This window comes from Caulobacter sp. GW821-FHT10A10, assembly GCF_059415745.1.
In genome coordinates this window covers 175,822-198,674 of sequence record NZ_JBWKNV010000007.1, presented here as the reverse complement: position 1 = coordinate 198,674, position 22,853 = coordinate 175,822, and the positions used below count along the sequence as shown (strand labels likewise).

The following is a 22,853-nucleotide window of genomic DNA, read 5'->3' as shown; positions in this document are numbered from 1 at the left end:
GAGGGGATATAGGCGCGAACCGCGGCGACGCCATGGCGCCGCCGCGGTCCTTTGTTGCGGGATCAGCCGCGGCGCCACCAACCGCGCTTGGGCGCGGCGGGAGGGGCGGTGATCTCGTTCGGATCCGGTTCGGCCGGGGCCGGCGCGGGTTCCGGTTCAGCCGCGACGGGGGCGGGAGCGACGGGAGCCGCCTCGACGACCGGTTCGGCGACGGCTTCGGCCAGCGGTTCCGGCGCGGGAGCGATCTCGACGTCGGCGGCGACGAGCGGCGCGGTCTCGGCGACGACTTCGGCCAGGGCCTCGGCGGGAGCCTCGGACGCGGCTTCGGCGATCACCGCTTCCACGGTTTCCGCGGATTCAGTCTCGGCGGCGCCCTTGCGGCCGCGGCTGCGCGAGCGGCGCGGCTTCTTGGCCGGAGCAGCTTCGGCGGCCTCGGGCAGCTCGACCCAGACGTCGGCGGGCGGACCCAGGATCACCGGCGGCTCGAGCACCAGCGGGGCGACGTCCTCGACCGCGACCGGAGCGATCGGGGTCTCGGCGGCCGGCTGGCGGTCGCGGCCGCGACGGCGGTCACGGCGCTCCGAACGCTCGGGGCGTTCAGCGCGTTCGGGACGCTCGGCGGCTTCGGTGCGCTCAGGACGCTCGGCGCGCTCGGGACGTTCAGCACGCTCGGGGCGCTCGCCGCGCTCCGGACGGTCGCGACGGCCTTCGCCGCCACGGGCTTCCAGGGCTTCCGGATCGTGCCAGACGTACGGGTTGTCGCCGAACGGGACGCGCGGACGGGTCCAGACATAGGCGTCGGCGGCGCGATCGCCGTCCTCGCGACCGCCGCGACGGCCGCCGCGGCGACCCCGGCGACGGCGGCGACGGCGCGATTCCTCGTCGTCGCCGTCGGCGTCGCCTTCAGCGTCGAACTCGGCTTCGGCGTCTTCGACCGGAGCGTCCTCGGAGGTCTCTTCCTCGTCGCGACGGCCGCGACGACGGCGCTTGTTGCCGCGGCGACCGCCGCGATCGTCGTCCGAACGGGCCTTGCGGGGCGCCTCGTCCTCGTCTTCGTCCTCTTCGGACTCGTCGACGATGATTTCCTCTTCGTCTTCGTCCTCGTCGTCGAACACCTCGTCGAACACCGGATCGGGCTCGTAGGCGACCGGCGGCGGCACGATGCGCTCGCCCAGTTCGGTGCGCTCGATCTCGTGCTCGGCCTGGCGCAGGCCGTCATCGACCAGCACGGTGACGAACAGGCCGTGGTTCTGCTGCAGGCGCAGCAGGTAGGCGCGCTTTTCGTTGAGGATGTAGATGCCGACGGCGCGGCTGACCTTCAACACCACCGAGCCGCTGCCCTTCAGGGCCTCGATCTCGACGGCGCGCAGGGCGGCCAGGGCGCTCGATTCGACCGAGCGGACGCGGCCGGTGCCTTCGCAGTGCTCGCAGACGTGGGTGGTGCCTTCCAGCACGCCGGTGCGGCGGCGCTGACGGCTGATCTCCATCAGGCCGAAGCCCGAGATCTTGCCCATCTGGATGCGGGCGCGGTCGTCCTTCAGAGCGTCCTTGAGGACCTTCTCGACCGTGCGGTTGTTCTTGCCTTCATCCATGTCGATGAAGTCGATGACGATCAGGCCGGCCAGGTCGCGCAGGCGCAGCTGGCGGGCGGCTTCCTCGGCGGCCTCGATGTTGGTCTTGAGAGCCGTGGCCTCGATGTTGCGCTCGCGCGTGGCCTTGCCCGAGTTGACGTCGATGGCGACCAGGGCCTCGGTCTGGTTGATCACCAGGTAGCCGCCCGAACGCAGCGGCACGACCGGCGAATAGATCTGGGCCAGGTGGTCTTCGATCTTGTGCTTGACGAACAGCGGGGCGGCTTCCCGGTACGGGAACACCTTCTTGGCCTGGCTGGGCATCAGCATGCGCATGAAGTCGCGCGCTTCGCGGTAGCCGGCCTCGCCCTCGACCCAGATGCCGTCGAGGTCCTTGTCGTACATGTCGCGGATGGCGCGCTTTACGAGGTCTTCCTCCTCGTAGATCAGCGCCGGGGCGACCGAGTGCAGCGTGTTGTCGCGGATGTTCTCCCACAGACGCAGCAGGTACTCGTAGTCGCGCTTGACCTCGGCCTCGGTGCGCTTGGCGCCGGCCGTGCGGACGATCAGGCCCATGCCCTGCGGCACGTCGAGGCTCTGCACCACGCTCTTGAGGCGCTTGCGGTCGGTCACGGCCGTGATCTTGCGGCTGATGCCGCCGCCGCGGGCGGTGTTGGGCATCAGGACGCCGTAGCGGCCGGCGAGCGACAGGTAGGTCGTGAGAGCCGCGCCCTTGTTGCCGCGCTCTTCCTTGACGACCTGAACCAGCATGATCTGCCGGCGGCGGATCACTTCCTGGATCTTGTACTTGCGCATCAGGCGGCGCTTGCGGCGCGCCAGTTCTTCTTCGACGTCGTCGTCTTCGTCGTCGATGGCGTGATCGTGGTCGTCCTCGTCGTCGCCGCCCGAAGCGCGGCGCGAGACCGGCGCGTCGTCCTCGTCGTCGTGCGAGTCGTCGCGCATCAGCGCTTCACGGTCGGCGACCGGGATCTGGTAGTAGTCCGGATGGATCTCGTTGAAGGCGAGGAAACCGTGACGGTTGCCGCCGTACTCGATGAACGCAGCCTGGAGGCTGGGTTCAACGCGGGTCACCTTGGCGAGATAGATATTTCCACGAAGTTGTTTGCGGGTCTGGCTCTCGAAATCGAATTCTTCAACCCGCGAACCGTCCACGACCACCACACGCGTCTCTTCGGCGTGGGCGGCGTCGATCAACATCTTCTTCGACATACAGGGAATCTCCACGGCGCGCGGCGGGCGCGAGGCCCGGGCGCCGATATGAATGAGGGGCGCGCGCATCGCAGACCGCGACTTCGCCGGAGCGAAGTTCGAAGGGCGGTTGCCAGAGGCGATCGGGTGCGGCGCAGCCCATGGGGTTTCGTTTGTTTCCTTTGACGCGCCGGAGTGGCGCGGTTCGGATGACGCGTCGTCGCCGGGAGCGGCGAAAGGCCCGACGCGGGGCCTTTGTTGGGTTCGGGCTCCGAGACATCGCGTCCCAGGCCGGCCGTCGCCCGCAAGCTCAAAAGTCCGGCGGCTCCGGCGTGGGGGACGCATGGGGCGCGTCCGACATTTGGGAACCGCTCACGCAAGGCGCTGCGTCTGACGACGTCGCTCTGCGTACGGCGCTACTCTAGCAAGAACGCGACGCAAATGAAAAGCGCCGTGGAGCAAGCAGCGAAATTGATGAAGAGATCGGTTTCCTTAACGGTTTTGCTACCCGTCCGTGCGGATATCCCTCATTGGTTTTCAAGTAAGCGCCAGCAGGCTGGGCGGTAATGCGTAAGGTCGTCATCGGAGCTGCGAGAACGGGTTGGGCGAAGGCGGCGCTGATCGTCGGCGCGCTGGCGCTCGCCGGCGTGGCCGTGGCGACCGTGCAGGGCCCGGCGCCGGCCGCGGGCGTGCAGAAGGTCCGCTTCGGCGGCGATCGCGCCGAGACCCGAGTCGTCATCGACCTGGACCGCGCGGCCGTCGGCAAGCTGATCGGCGACGGCGCGGCCGCCAGCCGAGTCATTGTCGGCCTGCCCAACGTGACTGTTTCGGGTGATCTTCAGGGCGCGGGCCATGGCCTGGTCGATCGCTGGGTCATCGACGAGGCCGCGGGCGGCGCGCGTCTTTCCCTGGATCTTTCGGCCAAGGCCGTGGTCAAGCGGCGCTTCCTGCTGCCGCCGGCCGACGGCGCGACCGCCTATCGCTATGTCATCGACCTGGCCGCCAGCGATCCGGCCACGGCCAACGCCGCGGTGATGCGTCCGACCACCGTCTCGACCCCGGCCAAGCCCTCGGGCCTGAAGCTGAAGAAGACGATCGTCATCGACGCTGGCCACGGCGGCAAGGATCCCGGCTCGGCCGGCGCCAACACCAACGAGAAGGACGTCACCCTGGCCGCGGCCAAGGCGCTGAAGGCCAAGCTGGAAAAGTCCGGTCGCTTCAACGTCGTGCTGACCCGCGACACCGACACCTTCATTCCGCTGGAATCGCGCGTGCAGATCGCTCGCCGCGCCGACGCGGACCTGTTCATCTCGCTGCACGCCGACTCGGGGCCCGACGTCGGCACTCGCGGCGCCAGCGTCTACACCCTGTCGGAAAAGGGCGCCGAGCGCGCCGCCCGGGTGCTGGAAAAGGATGACTGGCTGATGAAGGCCAGCCTGCCGGGCCGCGACCGCGCGGTCGGCCAGATCCTGCTGGACTTGTCGCAACGCGCCACCAAGAACCGTTCGGCCGCCTTCGCCGAGACCCTGCTGGAAAAGGTCGGCGACGAGACCGTGCTGCTTCGCCGCAGTCACCGCGACGCTGGCTTCATCGTGCTTCTGGCGCCGGACGTGCCGGCGGTGCTCCTGGAAATGGGCTTCATGACCAATGTCGAGGACGAGAAGCTGCTGAAGAGCGCTTCGGGCCGCGAACGCCTGATGGGCGCGGTCGCCACCTCGATCGAAACCTATTTCGCCGCCCAGACCCGGATGGCGGCGCGCTGAGGCTGCCGGTGCGCCCCTGGTTGGCCGCCGAATTTCAACTTCTCAACCGTTCAATCCCCGCGAAAGCGGGGACCCAAGCCGAGTCTGCGGATGCTCTCGCGTGCGGGGCTTCGTCCGGAAAGTCAGCTTGGGTCCCCGCCTTCGCGGGGATGCTCGGATAAGGGGGCTGTGATGTCGCGCGGCCTTCGCGGCGAGCCCGAGAAGGGGCAGGGGCGTTGGCGCCTCGCCCGATGCGGGTTACAGCCATCGCTTGAGATGATTTGAGCGCGCGACCCCCGCGCCGCTCGACGGAGGCCGCGTGGACTTGAAGCCCGCCGAAAGATGGATCGCCATAGCCGGCGTCGCGGTTCTGTCGACGATCGCGGTGGCGGGGTTCGCCATCGCCATCTACGCCGCGTGGCTGTTCCACGACATGCCCGACGCGGGCGAGCTGCAGGACTACCGTCCGCCGACGGCGACCCGCGTCTATGCCTGGGACGGCACCCTGATCGGCGAATACTCCAAGGAGCGCCGGATCTTCGTTCCCTACGACCAGATCCCGCCGCAACTGGCCCAGGCCTTCATGGCCGCCGAGGACCGCAACTTCTTCAAGCACGGCGGCGTCGACGTCGGCGGCTTCTCGCGCGCCATGCTCAAGAACGTCGGCAACGCCATGCGCGGCCGACGCCTGGAAGGCGGCTCGACCATCACCCAGCAGGTGGCCAAGAACGTTCTGCTGACCAGCGACGCCACAGTGGGCCGCAAGTTCAAGGAAGCGATCCTGGCCCGCCGCCTGGAGCAGTCGCTCGACAAGCAGCAGATCCTCGAGCTGTACCTGAACGAAATCTGGCTGGGCTATCGCTCGTTCGGGGTCGGCGCGGCCGCCTACAACTATTTCGGCAAGTCGCTGCCTGAGCTGTCCCTGGCCGAAAGCGCCTATCTGGCGGCCCTGCCCAAGGGGCCGGACAACTACCATCCGATCCGCAACAAGGCCAAGGCGAAGGCCCGCCGCGACTGGATCCTTGGGCAGATGGCCGAGCTGGGCTGGGTCAGCCGGGCCGACGCCGAAAAGGCGATGGCCGAGGACCTGGTCGTGCAGCCGGCCCCCAAGCGCGCGGCCTATCGCGACGCCGACTACTTCGTCGAGGAAGTGCGCCAGCGCGGCATGGCCACCCTGGGCGACCGCCTGAACGAGGGTGGCTACTATATGCGCACCACGCTGGACCCCAAGCTGCAGACCGCCGCGCGGGCCTCGCTGATGGACGGGCTGGAGCACTATGACCGCCGCCACGGCTGGCGCGGGGCCTGGGGCCATGTCGAGAGCCTGGACGAGGGCTGGGAGAAGGCCGCCCAGGCCAAGCGTCCGCCGGCCGAGCGCCGGGGCTGGCGCGCGGCCGTGGTCACCTCGGCCGGCGGCGGCGTGCGCCTGATCAAGGGCGAAGGGCAGGGGACCCTGGCCGGCGAGGACATCGTCTGGGCCAAGGCCGGCAAGGGCCTGAAGACCGGCGACCTGGTGTTCGTCGAGCAGGTCGAGGGCACGTCCACCTATCGCCTGAGGCAGGTGCCCGCCGTCAACGGCGCCCTGGTGGCCATCGAACCCTATACCGGCCGCGTGGTGGCCCTGGTGGGCGGCTATTCGTTCTCGCTGTCGAACTTCAACCGCGCCACCCAGGCGATGCGTCAGCCCGGCTCGTCGTTCAAGCCGTTCGTCTACGCCACGGCCCTGGAGAACGGCTACACGCCGGCCAGCGTGATCCTGGACAGCGCCATCACCTTCAAGGGCGCCAACGGCCAGGACTGGAGCCCGGAGAACTACGAGAAGAAGTTCTACGGCGCCCTGCCGCTGCGCAAGGGCCTGGAGCGCTCGATCAACGCCATGACCGTGCGCCTGGCCCAGGGCGTGGGCATGAAGAAGATCATCGAGATGGCCAAGAAGACCGGCGTGGTGCGCGACATGTCGCCGGTGCTGGCCATGGCTCTGGGCGCTGGCGAAACCACGCCGTTCAAGATCACCTCGGCCTATGCGCCGTTCGCCAACGGCGGCCGCCGCATCGAGCCGCACCTGATCGAGCTGGTGCAGGACCGCGAGGGCAAGGTGATCTTCCGCGCCGACAAGCGCGACTGCCCGCGCTGCACCGCCGGCTTCAACGGCGACGAGAGCCCGCGCGTCACCGCGCCGGGCGAGCAGGTGATGGACCCGGTCACGGCCTACCAGGTCACCTCGATGCTGCAGGGCGTGGTCCAGCGCGGCACGGCCGCCTCGGTCAGCCAGCTGGGCTATCCGCTGGCCGGCAAGACCGGCACGACCAACGAGTACCGCAGCGCCTGGTTCATCGGCTATTCGCCCAACCTGATCGTCGGTGTGTTCGTGGGCTTCGACGACAACCGCTCGCTAGGCGAAGGCGAGACGGGCTCGCAGGACGCCGTGCCGGTGTTCATCGACTTCATGAAGGTCGCTTTGAAGGACCAGCCCAAGACCGACTTCAAGCCGCCCAAGACCGCCAAGTTCGCCATGGTGCGCGGCGTGCGCGAGGCCTTCCGCCCGGGCACCGAGCCCAAGGTGGCCGCGCCGACCCCGACCGGCGGCCCGATCTCCTACGGCGACGCCTGGCCCAACGGCGTGCCGACCGGCCAGCCTTCGCCGTCGGAACCGCAGCCCAGGCAACAGCCCAAGCAGCCGGACATCAGCGGGCTTTACTGATCTGACATTGCGCCGACTCCGGGCGCGGGCTATGTCCCGCGCCCTTACTTTGTGTCACGGAGCTACGTGATGAGACCGGATGTCGAGGCCGCCGCGGCCGACATCGAGCAGTCCGTTGGACTGCTCAGGAGGCGTCTTTGACTGGGATGTCGCCCTTAGAAAACTCGATGAACTGAACGCGCGGGTCGAAGACCCGACGCTGTGGGACCGTCCGTCCGAGGCCCAGGCCGTGTCGCGCGAGCGCGCCAACCTGGCCGCCAAGGTCGAGGCCGTCCAGAGCATCGAACGCGACGTCAAGGACGCGCTCGAATATGCCGAACTGGCCGAGATGGAGTCCGACGAGGACACCCTCAACGACGCCCGCGCCCAGCTGAAGGCCATTAAGGAACGCGCCGCCCGCGCCGAACTCGAGGCCCTGCTGTCGGGCGAGGCCGACGGCAACGACGCCTATATCGAAATCAACTCCGGTGCCGGCGGCACCGAGTCGTGCGACTGGGCGGGCATCCTGCTGCGGATGTACACCCGCTGGGCCAACGCCCATGGCATGACCACCGAGCTGGTCGAAGAGACCGACGGCGATCAGGCCGGCATCAAGTCGGCCACGCTGCTGGTCAAGGGCGCGAACGCCTACGGGTGGCTGAAGACCGAGGCCGGGGTGCACCGCCTGGTGCGCATCAGCCCCTATGACAGCAGCGCCCGGCGTCACACCTCGTTCGCCTCGGCCTGGGTCTATCCGGTCATCGACGACACGATCGAGATCGACATCAACCCGTCGGACGTGCGCACCGACACCTACCGCGCCTCCGGCGCCGGCGGGCAGCACATCAACAAGACCGACTCGGCCGTGCGTCTGACGCACATTCCGACCGGGATCGTTGTGGCCTGCCAGGCTGGCCGTTCGCAGCACCAGAACCGCGACGAGGCCTGGAAGATGCTGCGCGCCCGGATGTACGAGGCCGAGCTTCAGAAGCGTGAAGCCGCCCAGCAGGCGCTGCACGACCAGAAGACCGACATCGGCTGGGGTCACCAGATCCGATCGTACGTTCTGCAGCCGTACCAGATGGTCAAGGACCTGCGGACCAACGTCGAGACCTCCGACACCGCCGGGGTTCTGGACGGCGACCTGGACGCCTTCATGGGCGCCTCGCTGGCCCAGCGGGTCGGCGCGACGCGGGACGCCGAGGGCTGAGGCTCTTCGGCATGGCCTGAAACGACGAACGCCCCGGAGCGATCCGGGGCGTTTTTCGTTTGGGGCGGCAATGGGTGCTGAGCGGGCTGGTTTCCATGATCCCTCCCCCTTGATGGGGGAGGGGCAGGGGTGGGGGTGATGCGGCGTCAAACGCTGCGCTGTCGCCAATTCAGCGGTCACCCCCATCCCCGACCCTTCCCCCATCAAGGGGGAAGGGAGAAGGCTTACCCCACCGGCCGCGCCGTCAGCGTGAGGTCCGCGACGGGCGCGGGAGCCGCCGAGACCGGCGCGACCTGCGGCGGGGCCTGGCGCTGGAACTTCAGGCTGCGGCCCTGGAAGAAGGCGCCGGTTTCCATGGCCAGCTGCTCATGGGTGATGTCGCCGTCGACATAGGCCGTGCCGTAGAGGCGGACCTGCTTGGCGGTGACCGCGCCGACCACGCGGCCGCGCACTTCCACCACCTCGGCGTAGACGCCGCCCTCGACATGGCCGGTCTCGCCGACGGTCAGGCGGCCGACGCGGACGTCGCCGCGCACCACGCCGTCGATCTGCAGTTCGCCGTCGCCACTGACGCCGCCCTCGATGGTGATGTCCGACGAGATCAGCGAGGCCACGCGCGGCGGGGCCTTGCGGGCCGGTTCGACGGCGAGGGCGGCCGGGGTGAGCGGCAGCGGCTCGATCTGCGGCTGGGTCTTGGACCCCTTAGCTGGCTTGCTGAACATACTCGCCTGCCTTCAGGAAACGGTTGGGGTTCTGGGCGCGACCGTTGACCCAGACCTCGTAGTGGAGGTGCGGGCCGGTGGAGCGGCCGGTGGAGCCCATGGCGCCGACACGCTGGCCGATCGAAACGCGCTGGCCGACCCGGACCGCAATGGCCTGCAGGTGGGCATAGCGGGTCTTGAAGCCGCCGCCGTGGTCGATCTCGACGGTGTTGCCATAGCCCGAGCGCACGCCGGTGAACGAGATGACGCCCGGGGCCGTGGCCATGATCGGCGTGTAGAAGGCGCCGGGGAAGTCGAGGCCCGAATGGAAGGCCGGGCGGTGCGTGAACGGGTCGAAGCGGACGCCGTAGCTGCTCGACAGGGCCGGGTTCGAGGTCGGGCGGTAGAAGGGCAGGCGCTGGGCGGCGCTGCTGAGCGAGCGCATGTCGGACATGTCGCTGGCGGCGCGGTGGATGCGGCTGGCGAACTCTTCGTCGACGTCGAGGACGGCGGCCAGGGCGCGGGGGTCCTTGGCCTCGATCAGCGGGCCGCCGAGGCCCGAGCCCCGGCCGGTGAAGCTGCCGGCGTCGAGGCCGGCCATGCGCATGGCCAGGCGCAGGCGCTCGGCCCGGCTCTTGGCGAAGCCTTCGGCGGCGTCGATCAGGCGTTCCTGGTCGATGCGGGTGGCCTGGATGCGCTCGACCGGCGAGGCGTCGGCGAGGGCGGGCTTGTTCACGGCCAGGGCCTGGGCGGCGCCGGGCGCGCCCTTGAAGTCGCTGACCAGCAGGGCCAGCGCGGCGTGGCGCTTCTCGACCGAGGCGGCCAGTTCGTCGAGCGAGCCGCTGGTGGCCGACAGCTGGGCGACAGCGCTGTTGAGGCGCGCCTGGCGGTCGGCGTTGAGGCGCTCGTAATAGGCTTTCTGCTTGAGGACGACCTGGTCGGTCTGGCTGACGGCCAGGGCGTTGACCATCATCGCCGCGGTGCACACACCCATCCACAGGGCGGCGGCGCCGACGCCGGCGGCGCAGGCCAGCTGCTTGCCCGTCGACAACACGTAGCCGCGCATCTCGCCGCCCGAGCGAACATACAGATGTCGTTCGGGAAACAGGCTTTCCAGGGTCTTGAATAGGCGTTGGAAGCGAGCGATCGCCATGGCCCAGGAAACCCCCCAGTTCTCAAGGTCCTGGGGATATGCAACGATAAAGCGGAAAGGCGCAAGACTCTTCGCACCTGCGAAGGCGCGGAAGGCCAAGTTTCGACCATGCGTCTGCGTCGATTAACGCCGCATGAACGACTTGGCTACACGCACCAGGAGAGTCGTTGCGGAAATGCGAGGCCTTGCGGCCTCGGCGCCACACTTTGCTGGTCGCGGGCTTAGGACGCCTTCAGCGCCTGAGCCGCCTTGAGCACCGCCTTGACGTGATTGGGCACCTTCACCTTGCGCCAGACCTCGCGGACCACGCCCTCGCGGTCGATCAGGAAGGTCGAGCGGTCGATGCCCATGTACTTGCGGCCGTACATGTTCTTCTCGACCCACGAGCCGTAGGCCTCGACGGTCTCGCCCAGGGTGTCGGCGGCCAGCTCGACGGTCAGGTCGTGCTTCTTGCGGAATTTGCCGTGGCTGGCGGCGCTGTCCTTGGACACGCCGATGATCACCGCGCCGGCCTTGGCGAATTCCTCGACCTCGGCCGAGAACTGCAGGGCTTCCGACGTGCAGCCGGTCGTGTCGTCCTTCGGATAGAAGTAGAGCACGACGGCCTTGCCCTTCAGGCCGGCCAGGCTGACGCGGCCGGTGTCGGTGGGCAGGTCGAAGTCGGGGGCCTTGTCGCCGGGGCTCAGCATCGCACTCTCTCCAACATCATCTTGTGGCTTCATCCCGAAGCGACCTTGTGGTCGCTCCGGGAGAGCTTGGATCAGACCGGCTTGACCAGCACGATCTTCTTCTTGCCTTGGCCCAGCTTGACCACGCCGTCCACGAGGTCGGCGTTGGTCACCAGGCGGTCGCCGTCCTTCTCCTGAGCGTCGTTCAGGCGCAGACCGCCGCCTTGAGCGAGGCGACGGGCCTCGCCGCGCGAGGCGGTGAGGCCGATGTCGGTGGCCAGCACCGCCAGCGGCACGCCCTCGGCCAGAACGGACGCGGCGATCTCGACCGTCGGCAGGTCGGCCGACAGCGCGCCCTGCTCGAAGGCCTTCTCGGCGGCGTCGCGGGCGGCCTTGGCGGCTTCCTCGCCGTGAGCCATGCGGGTGGCCTGGTCGGCCAGCACCTTCTTGGCGTCGTTGATCTGGGCGCCCGGCAGGGCTTCCAGCTCGGCGATCGTCTCCAGCGGCAGGTCGGTGAACAGCTTCAGGAAGCGGCCCACGTCGGCGTCCTCGGTGTTGCGCCAGAACTGCCAGTAGTCGTACGGGCTTAGCTGCTCGGCGTTCAGCCAGACGGCGCCCGACATGGTCTTGCCCATCTTGGCGCCCGAGGCGGTGGCCAGCAGCGGCGTCGTCAGGCCGAAGGCGGCCTTCTGGTCGACGCGGCGGGTCAGCTCGACGCCGTTGAGGATGTTGCCCCACTGGTCCGAGCCGCCCATCTGCAGCACGCAGCCGTACTTGCGGTTCAGCTCCAGGAAGTCGGTGGCCTGCATCAGCATGTAGTTGAACTCGAGGAAGGTCATCGGCTGCTCGCGCTCGAGCCGCAGCTTCACCGAGTCGAAGGCCAGCATGCGGTTGACCGTGAAGTGCACGCCGTAGTCGCGCAGGAACTGCACGTAGCCGAACTTGCTCAGCCACTCGTCGTTGTCGACCATGATGGCGTCGGTCGGGCCGTCGCCGAAGGTCAGGAACTTGGCGAACACCTGCTTGATGCCGGCGATGTTGGCCTGGATGTCGGCGTCAGAGAGCAGCTTGCGGCTTTCGTCCTTGCCCGTCGGATCGCCGACCTTGGTCGTGCCGCCGCCCATCAGGACGATCGGCTTGTGGCCGGCCTGCTGCAGACGGCGCAGCATCATGATCTGGATCAAGGATCCGACGTGCAGGCTGGGGGCGGTCGCGTCAAAGCCGATGTAGGCGGTGACGACGCCGCCAGCGGCCGCCGCATCCAGCTCTTCCGGATGGGTGATCTGGTGGATGTAGCCGCGCGCCTGCAGGGTCTTGAGGAAATCGGACTTGAAGCTCTGCGGCGCGGACATGGCTCGACTCTCTGTATCGCTGGTCCGCGCGTCTAGCACGGGCGGGGCGGTCTGTGGCGAGGGTTTCATCGATAGTCTCCTTGAAGGCTGTGCGCCGGAGACGTCGTCTTGAAGGGAGAGGGACGCATCGCCGGCCAGGTGGCGGTGCGTCGACATGACCGGTCGTTCGCCCGCTAGATCCGCGGGCGATAATAGGCGCGGGTACGGAGGGCCTTGGCGGTCATGGGGCCTAGCTACCCGACGCGGGCCGTGGCAGTCAACGGACCCATGCGCATTCTGGGATTCATGACCGGCACCTCGCTCGACGCGGTCGACATGGCGGTGCTCGAGACCGACGGCGAAACGATCCAGGCCTTCGGGCCCTCGGGCGAACGCAAGCTGCGCGAGGAGACGCGCGATCTGCTGCTGGTGGCCACCGAGATCGCCCGCGGCTGGCCGCGCGAACGGCCCGAGCCGGAGATCTTCGCCGAGGCCGCCCAGGTCGTGGCCGACGAGCATTTCCACGCCGCCGAGAGCTTCCTGGCTGAGCACGGCCTTTCCTGGAGCGATTTCGACCTGCTGGGCGTGCACGGCCAGACGGTGCTGCACGAGCGGCCGACGCCCGAGCGGATCGGCCGGACGGTGCAGTTGCTCGACGCCGAGCGGCTGGCGCGCCTGACCGGGCGGCCGGTGGCCTTCGACTTCCGCACCGCCGACGTGGCGGCGGGCGGGCAGGGGGCGCCGCTGGCCCCGATCTATCACGACGCCCGCGCCCGGGCCTCGGGCCTGGCCGCGCCGGTGGCGGCCCTGAACATCGGCGGGGTGGCCAACATCACCCTGGTCGACGAGGACGGCACGTTGCTGGCCTTCGACACCGGTCCTGGCAACGGCATGATCGACCTGATGCTGCAGGAGCGGGGCCTGGGCCGGTTCGACGAGAACGGCCGCCTGGCCGCGGCCGGCAAGGTGGACGAGGCGATCCTGGAGCGGTTTCTCGCTTCGGCCTATTTCGCGGGTCCCGCGCCCAAGTCGCTGGACCGTTACGACTTCCCGCTCGACCTGGTAGAGCCGCTGTCGGCCGAGGACGCGGCGGCCACCCTGGTGGCCTTCACCGCCGAGGCCGTGGTCAAGGCCTTCGAGCACGGCGCGCGGCCCAGCGCCCTGATCGTCTGCGGTGGCGGGCGGCACAATCCGCAGATCATGAAGGTGCTGACCGAGCGGTGTCCGGTGCCGGTGAAGACGGCCGAGGACTACGGCTGGCGCGGCGACGCGATCGAGGCGGAGGCGTTCGCGTATCTGGCGGCGCGGACGGCGCGGGGGCTGCCGATCAGCTTCCCCGGGACGACGGGGGTGCGTGAGGCGATGACGGGGGGAAGGATCGTTCGGCCGTGATCCTTCGGATCCCACACCCGTAAAATCCCCGCGAAAGCGGGGACCCAGGCTTTTCTGAAACCCAAGGCGCCCGACGATAAAACACCTGGGTCCCCGCTTTCGCGGGGATTTTACGGAAGAGAGGGCTCAGCCGCTCCGCTTCCGATCAGTGCAGCTTGAGCCGCCCCGCCACGCGCTGCTGCAGCAGCCGCGCCAGGGCCAGGAGCGCGGTCTTGGTCACGCCGAGGATGGCCTTGTGGTGGGCCAGGTGGAGCGAAACGTAGAACCACTTGGCGACCAGACCCTCGATGAAGAAGTTGGGACCGCCGAGGCCGCCCATCAGGGCGCCGACGCCCTTGTTCTCACCCAGCGACACCAGCGAGCCGAAGTCCTTGTAGACATAGGGCTCCTCCACCCGCGCCTGGCGCAGGCGGGCGAGCAGAACCTTGGCCAGATAGCTGGCCTGCTGGTGGGCGGCCTGGGCGCGGGCGGGGACAAGCTTGCCGTCCTTCCACGGGCAGGCGGCGCAGTCGCCCAGGGCCCAGATGTCGGGCGCGGAGCTTTCCAGGCGTTCGTTGACCACGAACTGGTTGAGGCGGTTGGTCTCAAGGCCGAGCGACAGGTTGCTCTCGGCGGCCTTCACCCCGGCTGCCCAGACGATGAGGTCGGCGGGGATGTCGCCGTGGCTGGTTTCCAGGCGGTCGGGGTGCACCGCCAGCACCTTGGCGCCGGTGCGCACCCGCACGCCCTTGCGTTCCAGGGCGACGGTGGCCTGGGCGGAGGTTTTGTCGGGCAGGCCGCCGAGGATGCGCGGGGCGGCCTCGACGATGGTGATGTCCAGGCGGAAGCGCTGCTCGGCGCCCAAGGCGTCCAGCAGGGCGCGGTGGGCTTCCAGCAGTTCGGCCGACAGCTCGACGCCCGTGGCGCCGCCGCCGACGATGGCCACGCCCATGGTGCGCTCGGGCGCGAAGGAGGCCTTCATGAAGGTGGCCAGCAGGCGGGTGTGGAAGGCCTCGGCGTCTTCGGTGCGTTCCAGCAGGTGGGCGGTCTCGGCGCCCGGCGTGCCGAACAGGTTGGAGCCGCTGCCGATGGCCAGCACGCCCCAGGTGAAGGTGATCGAGCGCTCGGGCACCAGCACGCCGCCGTCGGGCGCGGCGATGGGCTTGAGCGTCAGGCGCTTGGCGGTGGGATCCAGCGCGGCCAGGTCGCCCAGCAGGAAGCTGAAGTGGTTGGCGCGGCCGAGGATCGAATAGGACAGGCCCTCCTGGTGCACGTCGAGCGTGCCGGCCGCGACCTCGTGCAGGGTGGGCTTCCAGATGTGGAAGCTGGAGCGGTCGATCAGCAGGATCCGCTCCTTGCCGGCCCGGCGCCCCAGCTTGCGGCCCAGCTGCGCGGCCAGTTCGAGGCCTCCGGCGCCGCCGCCGACGATCACGATGTCATAATGCATGGGCCGGCCGTTCTCCGAATGGGAGCGATAACGACGGTTTTAGAGGGCGGCGGCGAGTCTGTCTCGCGGTTGCGAAGGGGGAGAGGAGCGGGAGGTGGATTTCTCGCCCTCCGTTCACCCTTCCACTTGCCTCCCTGGGCCTCGTGCCCAGGGTCCATGCCGGCGGCGGCTCAGGCCTTGGCTTTCTTGGCGAGGTCTCAGCGGCTGAACGATGGGTCCTCGGCACAAGGCCGAGGAAGGCAGATTTTTGAAAGGGCAGGGTCAGGAAGGCCGCAAACAAAAAGCCCGCCCTCGTCGCCGAGAGCGGGCTCTTCGAAACTCGAGACCAAAGACCCCTACGGGATCGGGTTGGCTTCCAGGCGCTTGTCGAGATAGCCGCCGACGGCCTGCTCGACGCTGGGCAGGTGTTCGGCCCAGAAGTGGGTGGCCTTGTCGACGACTTCGTAGTCGATGACGATGCCCTTCTGGGTGCGCAGCTTGGAGACCACGCGCTCGACCTCGACGGGCGGCACGACGGTGTCGGCGCCGCCGGTCAGGATCAGGCCCGAGGCCGGGCAGGGGGCCAGGAAGCTGAAGTCGTACATGTTGGTCGGCGGCGACACCGAGATGAAGCCGTCCGTCTCCGGGCGGCGCATCAGCAGTTGCATGCCGATATAGGCGCCGAAGCTGTAGCCGGCGACCCAGGTCTGGGCGGCGGCGGGGTTGTTGGCCTGCAGCCAGTCGAGCGCCGTGGCCGCGTCGGCCAGTTCGCCGATGCCGCTGTCGAATTCGCCCTGGCTGCGGCCGACGCCGCGGAAGTTGAAGCGCAGGGTCGCGAAACCGCGCTTCATGAACAGGTGGTACAGCTGCACCGACACCGGGTGGTTCATGTGGCCGCCGGCCTTGGGGTGCGGGTGCAGGATCAGCGCGATGGGCGCATTGTCCGTCTTGCCCGGCGAATAGCGGCCTTCGATACGGCCCGCGGCGCCGGTCAAAATCACGTCAGGCATACAGGTCCCCGTCACGAGTTGGGGCGTCGGGGCCTGTACCATTCGCCGTGAAAGGCGCATGGAATACTTGACCGCCGCGCTTGGTCTTCCTAAATCCGCATCGCGCGCACCGCCCAGCCGGGCGCGGCGCGAAGTCGCGGCTTGTAGCATACGCAAATGCGGTTGCGCGGGGAATCTGCAAGGGAGAGCGCCTGATGCGCCTGAGCACGAAGGGACGTTACGCCGTGATGGCCATGACCGACCTCGCCCGCAAGCAGGACGAGGCGGAGGGCCGCGCGGTGGCCCTGGCCGAGATCGCCGCCCGCCAGCAGATCTCGCTTTCCTATCTCGAACAGCTTTTCGCCCGCCTGCGCCGCAAGGGCCTGGTGGTCAGCGCCCGGGGGCCCGGCGGCGGCTACCGCTTGGCGGCCGAGGCCTGCGCGACCCGAATCTCCGACATCGTCATGGCCGTGGACGAGCCCCTGCGCGCCACCCGCTGCGGCGTCGGCAAGAGCGGCCACAAGGGCTGCATGGCCGGCGGGGCCAAGTGCCTGACCCACGACTTGTGGGAGGAGATGGGCCGCCAGATCCATTCCTACCTGGCCTCGGTGACCATCGCCGACGTGCTGGAAGGCCGACTGCGGCCGGAGGCGAAGGTCGCGGCGTGACCAGCAAGCCCGCCATCTATCTGGACTACAACGCCACCGCCCCGATCCGTCCCGAGGCGAAGGACGCCGTCCTGCGCGCCTTCGAACTGGCCGGCAATCCGAGCTCTGTGCATGCGGCTGGCCGCGCGGCCCGCGACCTGGTCGAGAGCGCCCGCAAAGCCGTGGGCGAACTGGTCGGCGTGGTCGCCGGATCCGTCACCTTCGTCAGCGGCGGCACGGAAGCCAATGCGCTGGCCATCGACAGCGCCGTGGCCTCGGGCGTGAAACGTATCGTGGTCAGCGCCATCGAGCACGACGCCGTGGTCGAGACGGCCGCCGCCAGCGGCGTTTCGGTCGCGGTGCTGCCGGTGGATGCCGACGGCGTCGCTGACCTTTCCAAGCTTTCGGACCTGCTGGCCGGCGGGGGGCGGACCCTGGTCTGCCTGATGCTGGCCAACAACGAGACGGGCGTCATCCAGCCGGTCGCGGAAGCCAGCGCGATCGTGCGCGCGGCCGACGGCCTGCTGCATGTCGACGCCGTGCAGGCGGCCGGCAAGATCGCCATCGATTTCTCCGCCCTGGGCGCCGACACCCTGGCGCTGTCGGCCCACAAGATCGGCGGCCCGCAAGGCGTCGGCGCCCTCGTGGCCGGCACGCGGGCCAATGTGGTGCGTCGCCAGCACGGCGGCGGCCAGGAGCGTGGCCGCCGTGCGGGCACCGAGAACGTCGCCGGGATTTCCGGCTTCGGCGCAGCGGCTTCGGCCGCCCTGCGGGACTTGCCCCAGGCGGCCGATCAGGGCATTTGGCGCGACGCCTTGGCCCAGCGGGTCAAGGACGCCGGCGGCGTGGTGCTCGGGGAGGGCGCTGCTCGCCTGCCTCAGACTCTTTGTTTGGCCGCCGAGGGCTTCGCCTCGCAGGTCCAGGTCATGAACCTGGATCTCGCCGGGGTGATGGTCAGCGCCGGCAGCGCCTGCTCGTCGGGCAAGGTCAAGGCCAGTCGCGTGGTCGAGGCCATGGGCCGTTCCGATCTCGCCCCGTTCGCGCTGCGTGTCAGCGGCGGTTGGGCGAGCGCGGAGGCGGATTGGATTGTGTGCGGCGACGCCTGGCTCGCCGCCTGGAAGCGTATCGGCGCACGGCGCCGGGAGGTGGCTTGATGGCCGCGGTCAAGGAAACGATCGACACCGTCGCCGCGCTCGAGAAATACGAGCACGGCTTTACGACCGACATCGACCAGGAGTTCGCCCCCAAGGGGCTCTCCGAGGACATCGTGCGCTTCATCTCGGCCAAGAAGGACGAGCCGGCGTGGATGCTGGAATGGCGTCTGGAGGCCTATCGCCGCTGGCTCGAGCTGGAAGAGCCGGACTGGGCCAAGGTCAGCTATCCGAAGATCGACTACCAGGACACCTACTACTACGCCGCGCCGAAGACCAAGGAAGGGCCCAAGAGCCTGGACGAGGTCGATCCCGAGCTGCTGGCCGTCTACGAGAAGCTGGGCATCCCGCTGAAGGAGCAGGCCGTGCTGGCCGGCGTCGAGGGCGCGCCGCGCTACGCCGTGGACGCGGTGTTCGACTCTGTGTCGGTCGTCACGACCTTCAAGAAGGAGCTGGCCCAGGCCGGCGTCATTTTCTGCTCGATGAGCGAGGCGATCCGCGAGCACCCGGAACTGGTCAAGCAGTACCTGGGCAGCGTGGTGCCGACCTCGGACAACTATTTCGCCTGCCTCAACAGCGCGGTGTTCTCCGACGGCTCGTTCGTCTACGTGCCGCCGGGCGTGCGCTGCCCGATGGAGCTGTCGACCTATTTCCGGATCAACGCCAAGGATTCCGGCCAGTTCGAGCGCACCCTGATCATCGCCGACAAGGGCGCCTACGTCTCGTACCTGGAGGGCTGCACGGCCCCCATGCGCGACGAGAACCAACTGCACGCGGCCGTGGTCGAGCTCGTCCTGCTGGACGACGCCGAGATCAAGTATTCCACCGTCCAGAACTGGTACCCGGGCGACCCGGAAACGGGGAAGGGCGGCATCTACAACTTCGTCACCAAGCGCGCCGACTGCCGTGGCGACCGCTCCAAGGTGTCGTGGACCCAGGTCGAGACCGGCTCGGCCATCACCTGGAAGTATCCGTCCTGCGTGCTGCGCGGCGAAGGCTCGTCGGGCGAGTTCTACTCGATCGCCGTGACCAACGGCCATCAGCAGGCCGACACCGGCACCAAGATGATCCACCTGGGCGCCAACACGAAGTCGCGGATCGTCGCCAAGGGCATCAGCGCCGGCAAGTCGACCAGCACCTATCGCGGCCTGGTCTCGGCCCACCCCAAGGCCAAGGGCGCGCGCAACTTCACCCAATGCGACAGCCTGCTGATCGGCAAGACCTGCGCGGCCCACACCGTTCCTTACATCGAGGCCCGCAACGGCCAGTCGGTGTTCGAGCACGAAGCCACGACCACCCGCCTGTCGGACGACCAGCTGTTCTACTGCCAGCAGCGCGGGCTTTCGCAGGAAGAGGCCGTGGCCCTGCTGGTCAACGGCTTCGTCCGCGACGTGCTGCAGCAGCTGCCCATGGAGTTCGCCGTCGAGGCCCAGAAGCTGGTGGCGATCAGCCTGGAAGGGAGCGTCGGGTGACGCGCAGCCTTTCAACCGCTCTCCCTTCCCCCTGGAGGGGGGAAGGGCCGGGGATGGGGGAGGCGCCCTTTCCACGTGATAGCCGCCGGGAGCTTCGCACATGAGCGACCGCATCCCCGCCGACGCGATTGGCCGCGCCCGTAGTCTGCGCCGCGAACAGACGGTCGCCGAGCGCCTGCTTTGGGCCGAACTGCGAAAGCTGAAGCTCAATTTCCGCCGCCAGGCTCCGATTGGTCGCTATATCGTCGATTTCTTCCATCCGGCCAGCCGCCTGGTGATCGAGGTGGACGGACCCGTCCACGACGAGCCCGAGCGCCAGCTAAGCGACCTCGCACGAACCGCATGGTTGTTGGAGCAAGGCTACCGCGTCGTTCGCTTCCCCGAACGAGACGTGCGGGACCACCTGGACAACACCGTCAGACGCATCGCCGCTGAAACGGCGCCTCCCCCATCCCCGACCCTTCCCCCCTCCAGGGGGAAGGGAGAAGCGCGATACCAGATCCGATGACCATGCTCTCTATCCAGAATCTCCACGCCCGCGTCGAAGACAAGCCGATCCTGAAGGGCGTCACGCTCGAGGTGCCGGCCGGCGAGGTGCACGCCATCATGGGTCCGAACGGCGCCGGCAAGTCGACGCTGTCCTACGTGCTGAGCGGCCGCGGCGGCTATGAAGTGACCGAAGGTTCGGCCAGCCTGAACGGCGAGGACCTGCTGGAGCTGGAGCCCAACGAGCGGGCCGCCAAGGGCGTGTTCCTGTCGTTCCAGTATCCGCTGGAAATCCCCGGCGTGCCGGCCCTGACCTTCATCCGCACCGCGGTGAACGCCCAGCGTCGCGCCCGCGGCGAGGACGAGATCGCCGCCCCGGCCTTCCTGAAGCTGGCCAAGGAAAAGGCCGCCTCGCTGAAGATCGACTTCGAGATGCTCAAGCGCGGCCTGAACGTCGGCTTCTCGGGCGGCGAGAAGAAGCGGATGGAAATCTTCCAGATGGCGATGCTGTCGCCGAAGTTCCTGATCCTCGACGAGACGGACAGCGGCCTCGACATCGACGCCCTGAAGATCGTCTCGGAAGGCGTCAACGCCCTGCGCAGCCCTGAGCGCGGCATGCTGGTGATCACCCACTACCAGCGCCTGCTCGACTACATCAAACCCGACCGCGTGCACGTGCTGGCCGCTGGCCGCATCGTCGCCTCGGGCGGCCCGGAACTGGCCCTGCAGCTGGAAGCCGAGGGCTACGACAAGTACGTCGGGGCCGCCGCGTGAGCCTTTCGACCGCTCTCAAGACCGGCGACGTCACGGTCCTGCCGTCGCGCCGTGACGAGGACTGGCGCTGGACCGACCTGCGCGGCCTGATCCGCGTGCTGCCGCCGATCTATCAGCATTCTGGAACCGGCCTCGAAGGCCCGTTCCGCGAGGCCGTCGAGTTCTCTGCCGGCCGGACCGTGTCTGTGACCAACGGCTATGTTGATGGTCTGGGCGCCGCGCCGTTCGTGCTGGAGTTCGACGCCCACGATCCTGTGGTGGCGCTGAATGTGCGCGTCAGCGGCGACAAGATCGGCCTCGTCACGGCCTTGAAGGTGGTCGTGCCCGCCGGCCTTTCGGGCGTTCTTCTGGAAAGCCATGTGGGCGAGGGCGGCTACATCGCCGACTTCGCTCTGGAGATCGTGCTGGAAGAGGGCGCTTGCCTGGAGCGCGTGCTACTGGTCGATGACGACGCCGAAGCAGTTCACGTGATCACGGCGAAGGTCGATGTCGCCGCCGGCGCGACCTTCAACCAAACCGTCCTGACTGGCGGCGCGCGTCGCCAGCGGATCGAGACCCATGTGGCTCATCCTGGCGCCCACGCCCAGGTGCGGCTGGATGGGATCTATCTGCTGAACGCCCAGCGCCACGCCGACCAGACCACCGTGGTCACCCACGGCGGCGTCGACGGCGTCACCAGCCAGCTGACCAAGGGCATGGTCGCCGATCAGGCGCGCGGCGTGTTCCAGGGCCGGATCATCGTCGCCGAAGGCGCCGACCAGACCGACGCGCGCATGGGCCACCACGCCCTGATCCTGTCGGACAAGGCCGAGATCGACGCCAAGCCGGAACTGCTGATCTTCGCCGACGACGTCGCCTGCGCCCACGGCAACACGATCGGCGCCCTGGACGAGGAAGCGGTGTTCTACGCCCGCCAGCGCGGTATTCCCGAGCTGGAAGCCCGGGCGATGCTGACGCAGGCCTTCGTCGGCGAGGTGGTCGAGCGCATCGAGCACGACGGCGCGCGCGAGATCGCCGCCGCCTGGGTGGCCAAGCAGCTGGGGCGTTCCGAATGACGGCCGCTTTCGACCTCGAGGCGATCCGCGCCCAGTTCCCGATCCTGTCGCGCACGGTGCACGGCAAGCCGCTCGTTTACCTGGACAGCGCCGCCAGCGCCCAGAAGCCTGACGCGGTGCTTGACGCCATGACGGGCCTGGCCCGCACCTCCTACGCCAACGTCCATCGCGGCCTGCACACGCTGGCCAACGAAACGACGGAACTCTATGAAAAGGCGCGGGAAACCGTCGCGCGCTTCATCAACGCCGACGTGGGCGAGATCGTCTACACCAAGAGCGCCACCGAAGCGGTGAACCTGGTGGCCGACACCTTCGGCCGTTCGCTGAAGGCCGGCGACGAGATCGTGCTCTCGGAGATGGAGCACCACGCCAATATCGTGCCCTGGCACTTCCTGCGCGAGCGCTACGGCGTCGTGCTGAAGTTCGTGCCCGTGCTCGACGACGGCCGGCTCGACATGGAGGCCTTCAAGGGCCTGCTGTCCGAGAAGACGAAGATGGTCGCCGTCACCCACATGTCGAACGTGCTGGGCACGGTCAACGACGTGGCCGAGATCGTGCGCCTGGCCCATGCGGCCGGCGCGCCGGTGCTGCTCGACGGCTGCCAGGGGATCGTCCACACCAAGGTGGACGTGAAGGCCCTGGACGTCGATTTCTACGTCTTCAGCGGCCACAAGCTCTACGGCCCCACCGGCATCGGCGTGCTCTACGGCAAGGCCGAGCGCCTGGCCGCCCTGCCGCCTTATCAGGGCGGCGGCGAGATGATCGGTTCGGTCAGCCTCGACAAGATCACCTATGCCGACCCGCCGCACCGCTTCGAGGCCGGCACGCCGGCGATCCTCGAGGCCGTCGGCCTGGGCGCGGCCATCGAGTGGCTGAACACCATCGACCGCGACGCGGCCCTGGCTCATGAGCACGCGCTGTACGAGCGGGTCGCCCAGAGGCTTGAAGGCGTCAACGGCATCCGGATCCTCGGCACGGCGCCCGGCAAGGGCGCGGTGATGAGCTTCGTTCTGGAAGGCGCCCACGCCCATGATGTGGCCCAGGTGCTGGACCGTTATGGCGTGGCCGTGCGGGCCGGGACCCACTGCGCCGAGCCGCTGGCGAAAAGGTTCGGGGTGACGTCGAGCGCCCGGGCTTCCTTCGCCCTATATAACACCGAGGCCGAAGCCGACGCGTTCGTGGACGCGCTGGACAAGGCCCGCAGCTTCTTCAGTTGA

General features: G+C 68.5%; 18 protein-coding genes. 11 read left to right on the top strand and 7 right to left on the bottom strand.

Annotated elements, in window-relative coordinates; genetic code table 11:
- Window positions 1–62: 62 nt before the first annotated feature.
- Window positions 63–2,801: an Rne/Rng family ribonuclease gene (locus tag AC07NS_RS19945; RefSeq protein ID WP_494606057.1), complete on the bottom strand. Its 2,739-nt coding sequence runs from the start codon at window positions 2,799–2,801 to the stop codon at window positions 63–65.
- A gap of 545 nt (window positions 2,802–3,346) precedes the next feature.
- On the opposite strand from AC07NS_RS19945, the gene AC07NS_RS19940 reads away from it, so the two are divergent.
- The 3 genes from AC07NS_RS19940 (at window position 3,347) to prfB (ending at window position 8,412) form a co-directional block, all read left to right on the top strand.
- On the top strand, window positions 3,347–4,543 hold the full coding sequence (locus AC07NS_RS19940; RefSeq protein WP_494606055.1) for an N-acetylmuramoyl-L-alanine amidase family protein: 1,197 nt from the start codon (window positions 3,347–3,349) through the stop codon (window positions 4,541–4,543).
- A gap of 298 nt (window positions 4,544–4,841) precedes the next feature.
- On the top strand, window positions 4,842–7,223 hold the full coding sequence (locus AC07NS_RS19935; protein ID WP_110119819.1) for a penicillin-binding protein 1A: 2,382 nt from the start codon (window positions 4,842–4,844) through the stop codon (window positions 7,221–7,223).
- Window positions 7,224–7,292: 69 nt separating this feature from the next.
- A protein-coding gene (prfB, locus tag AC07NS_RS19930; RefSeq protein WP_110119818.1) for a peptide chain release factor 2 occupies window positions 7,293–8,412 on the top strand; the annotation gives its coding sequence in 2 pieces (ribosomal slippage) (window positions 7,293–7,361 and window positions 7,363–8,412; 1,119 coding nt in all).
- A 224-nt stretch (window positions 8,413–8,636) separates the two neighbouring features.
- Here the strand turns inward: prfB and AC07NS_RS19925 are convergent.
- The 4 genes from AC07NS_RS19925 to tyrS form a co-directional block, all read right to left on the bottom strand.
- Entirely contained in the window at window positions 8,637–9,134 is a 498-nt protein-coding gene (locus AC07NS_RS19925; protein WP_494606053.1) for a bactofilin family protein, read from the bottom strand.
- Window positions 9,115–10,266 (bottom strand): peptidoglycan DD-metalloendopeptidase family protein, encoded by a 1,152-nt coding sequence (locus AC07NS_RS19920; RefSeq protein ID WP_494606051.1) that lies wholly within the window; start codon window positions 10,264–10,266, stop codon window positions 9,115–9,117. Before AC07NS_RS19920 ends, AC07NS_RS19925 begins: the two co-directional genes overlap by 20 nt.
- 221 nt (window positions 10,267–10,487) lie before the next feature.
- Complete coding sequence (locus AC07NS_RS19915) at window positions 10,488–10,955, bottom strand: peroxiredoxin (RefSeq protein ID WP_110119815.1); 468 nt, start codon at window positions 10,953–10,955, stop codon at window positions 10,488–10,490.
- Between the two features lie 71 nt (window positions 10,956–11,026).
- The gene (tyrS, locus tag AC07NS_RS19910; RefSeq protein WP_494606049.1) at window positions 11,027–12,355 is read right to left on the bottom strand and encodes a tyrosine--tRNA ligase; all 1,329 of its coding nucleotides are present in this window, start codon (window positions 12,353–12,355) and stop codon (window positions 11,027–11,029) included.
- A 198-nt stretch (window positions 12,356–12,553) separates the two neighbouring features.
- Between tyrS and AC07NS_RS19905 the strand changes: the two genes are divergently transcribed.
- A complete protein-coding gene (locus AC07NS_RS19905; protein WP_494606047.1) occupies window positions 12,554–13,657 on the top strand; it encodes an anhydro-N-acetylmuramic acid kinase in 1,104 nt (367 codons plus the stop codon).
- A gap of 145 nt (window positions 13,658–13,802) precedes the next feature.
- On the opposite strand, the gene AC07NS_RS19900 is transcribed toward AC07NS_RS19905, so the two are convergent.
- Window positions 13,803–15,083 carry an NAD(P)/FAD-dependent oxidoreductase gene (locus AC07NS_RS19900; protein ID WP_494606045.1) on the bottom strand — a complete coding sequence of 427 codons (1,281 nt, stop codon included), beginning with the start codon at window positions 15,081–15,083 and terminating at the stop codon, window positions 13,803–13,805.
- Window positions 15,084–15,418: 335 nt separating this feature from the next.
- Window positions 15,419–16,072, bottom strand: coding sequence for an alpha/beta hydrolase (locus tag AC07NS_RS19895; protein ID WP_110119812.1), 654 nt, complete (start codon window positions 16,070–16,072; stop codon window positions 15,419–15,421).
- A gap of 194 nt (window positions 16,073–16,266) precedes the next feature.
- On the opposite strand from AC07NS_RS19895, the gene AC07NS_RS19890 reads away from it, so the two are divergent.
- The 7 genes from AC07NS_RS19890 (at window position 16,267) to AC07NS_RS19860 (ending at window position 22,853) form a co-directional block, all read left to right on the top strand.
- Window positions 16,267–16,719, top strand: a complete 453-nt coding sequence (locus AC07NS_RS19890) for an Rrf2 family transcriptional regulator (RefSeq protein WP_494606044.1) — start codon at window positions 16,267–16,269, stop codon at window positions 16,717–16,719.
- Entirely contained in the window at window positions 16,716–17,852 is a 1,137-nt protein-coding gene (locus AC07NS_RS19885) for a cysteine desulfurase family protein (protein ID WP_494606042.1), read from the top strand. Before AC07NS_RS19890 ends, AC07NS_RS19885 begins: the two co-directional genes overlap by 4 nt.
- Window positions 17,852–19,321 (top strand): Fe-S cluster assembly protein SufB, encoded by a 1,470-nt coding sequence (gene sufB, locus AC07NS_RS19880; RefSeq protein WP_110119809.1) that lies wholly within the window; start codon window positions 17,852–17,854, stop codon window positions 19,319–19,321. The genes AC07NS_RS19885 and sufB overlap by 1 nt, the downstream gene beginning before the upstream one ends.
- Before the next feature lie 100 nt (window positions 19,322–19,421).
- Complete coding sequence (locus AC07NS_RS19875) at window positions 19,422–19,829, top strand: endonuclease domain-containing protein (RefSeq protein WP_494606040.1); 408 nt, start codon at window positions 19,422–19,424, stop codon at window positions 19,827–19,829.
- 2 nt (window positions 19,830–19,831) lie between these two features.
- Window positions 19,832–20,581 carry a Fe-S cluster assembly ATPase SufC gene (gene sufC / locus AC07NS_RS19870; protein WP_494606289.1) on the top strand — a complete coding sequence of 250 codons (750 nt, stop codon included), beginning with the start codon at window positions 19,832–19,834 and terminating at the stop codon, window positions 20,579–20,581.
- Window positions 20,578–21,636 carry a Fe-S cluster assembly protein SufD gene (sufD, locus tag AC07NS_RS19865; RefSeq protein ID WP_494606039.1) on the top strand — a complete coding sequence of 353 codons (1,059 nt, stop codon included), beginning with the start codon at window positions 20,578–20,580 and terminating at the stop codon, window positions 21,634–21,636. Before sufC ends, sufD begins: the two co-directional genes overlap by 4 nt.
- On the top strand, window positions 21,633–22,853 hold the full coding sequence (locus AC07NS_RS19860) for an aminotransferase class V-fold PLP-dependent enzyme (RefSeq protein ID WP_494606038.1): 1,221 nt from the start codon (window positions 21,633–21,635) through the stop codon (window positions 22,851–22,853). The genes sufD and AC07NS_RS19860 overlap by 4 nt, the downstream gene beginning before the upstream one ends.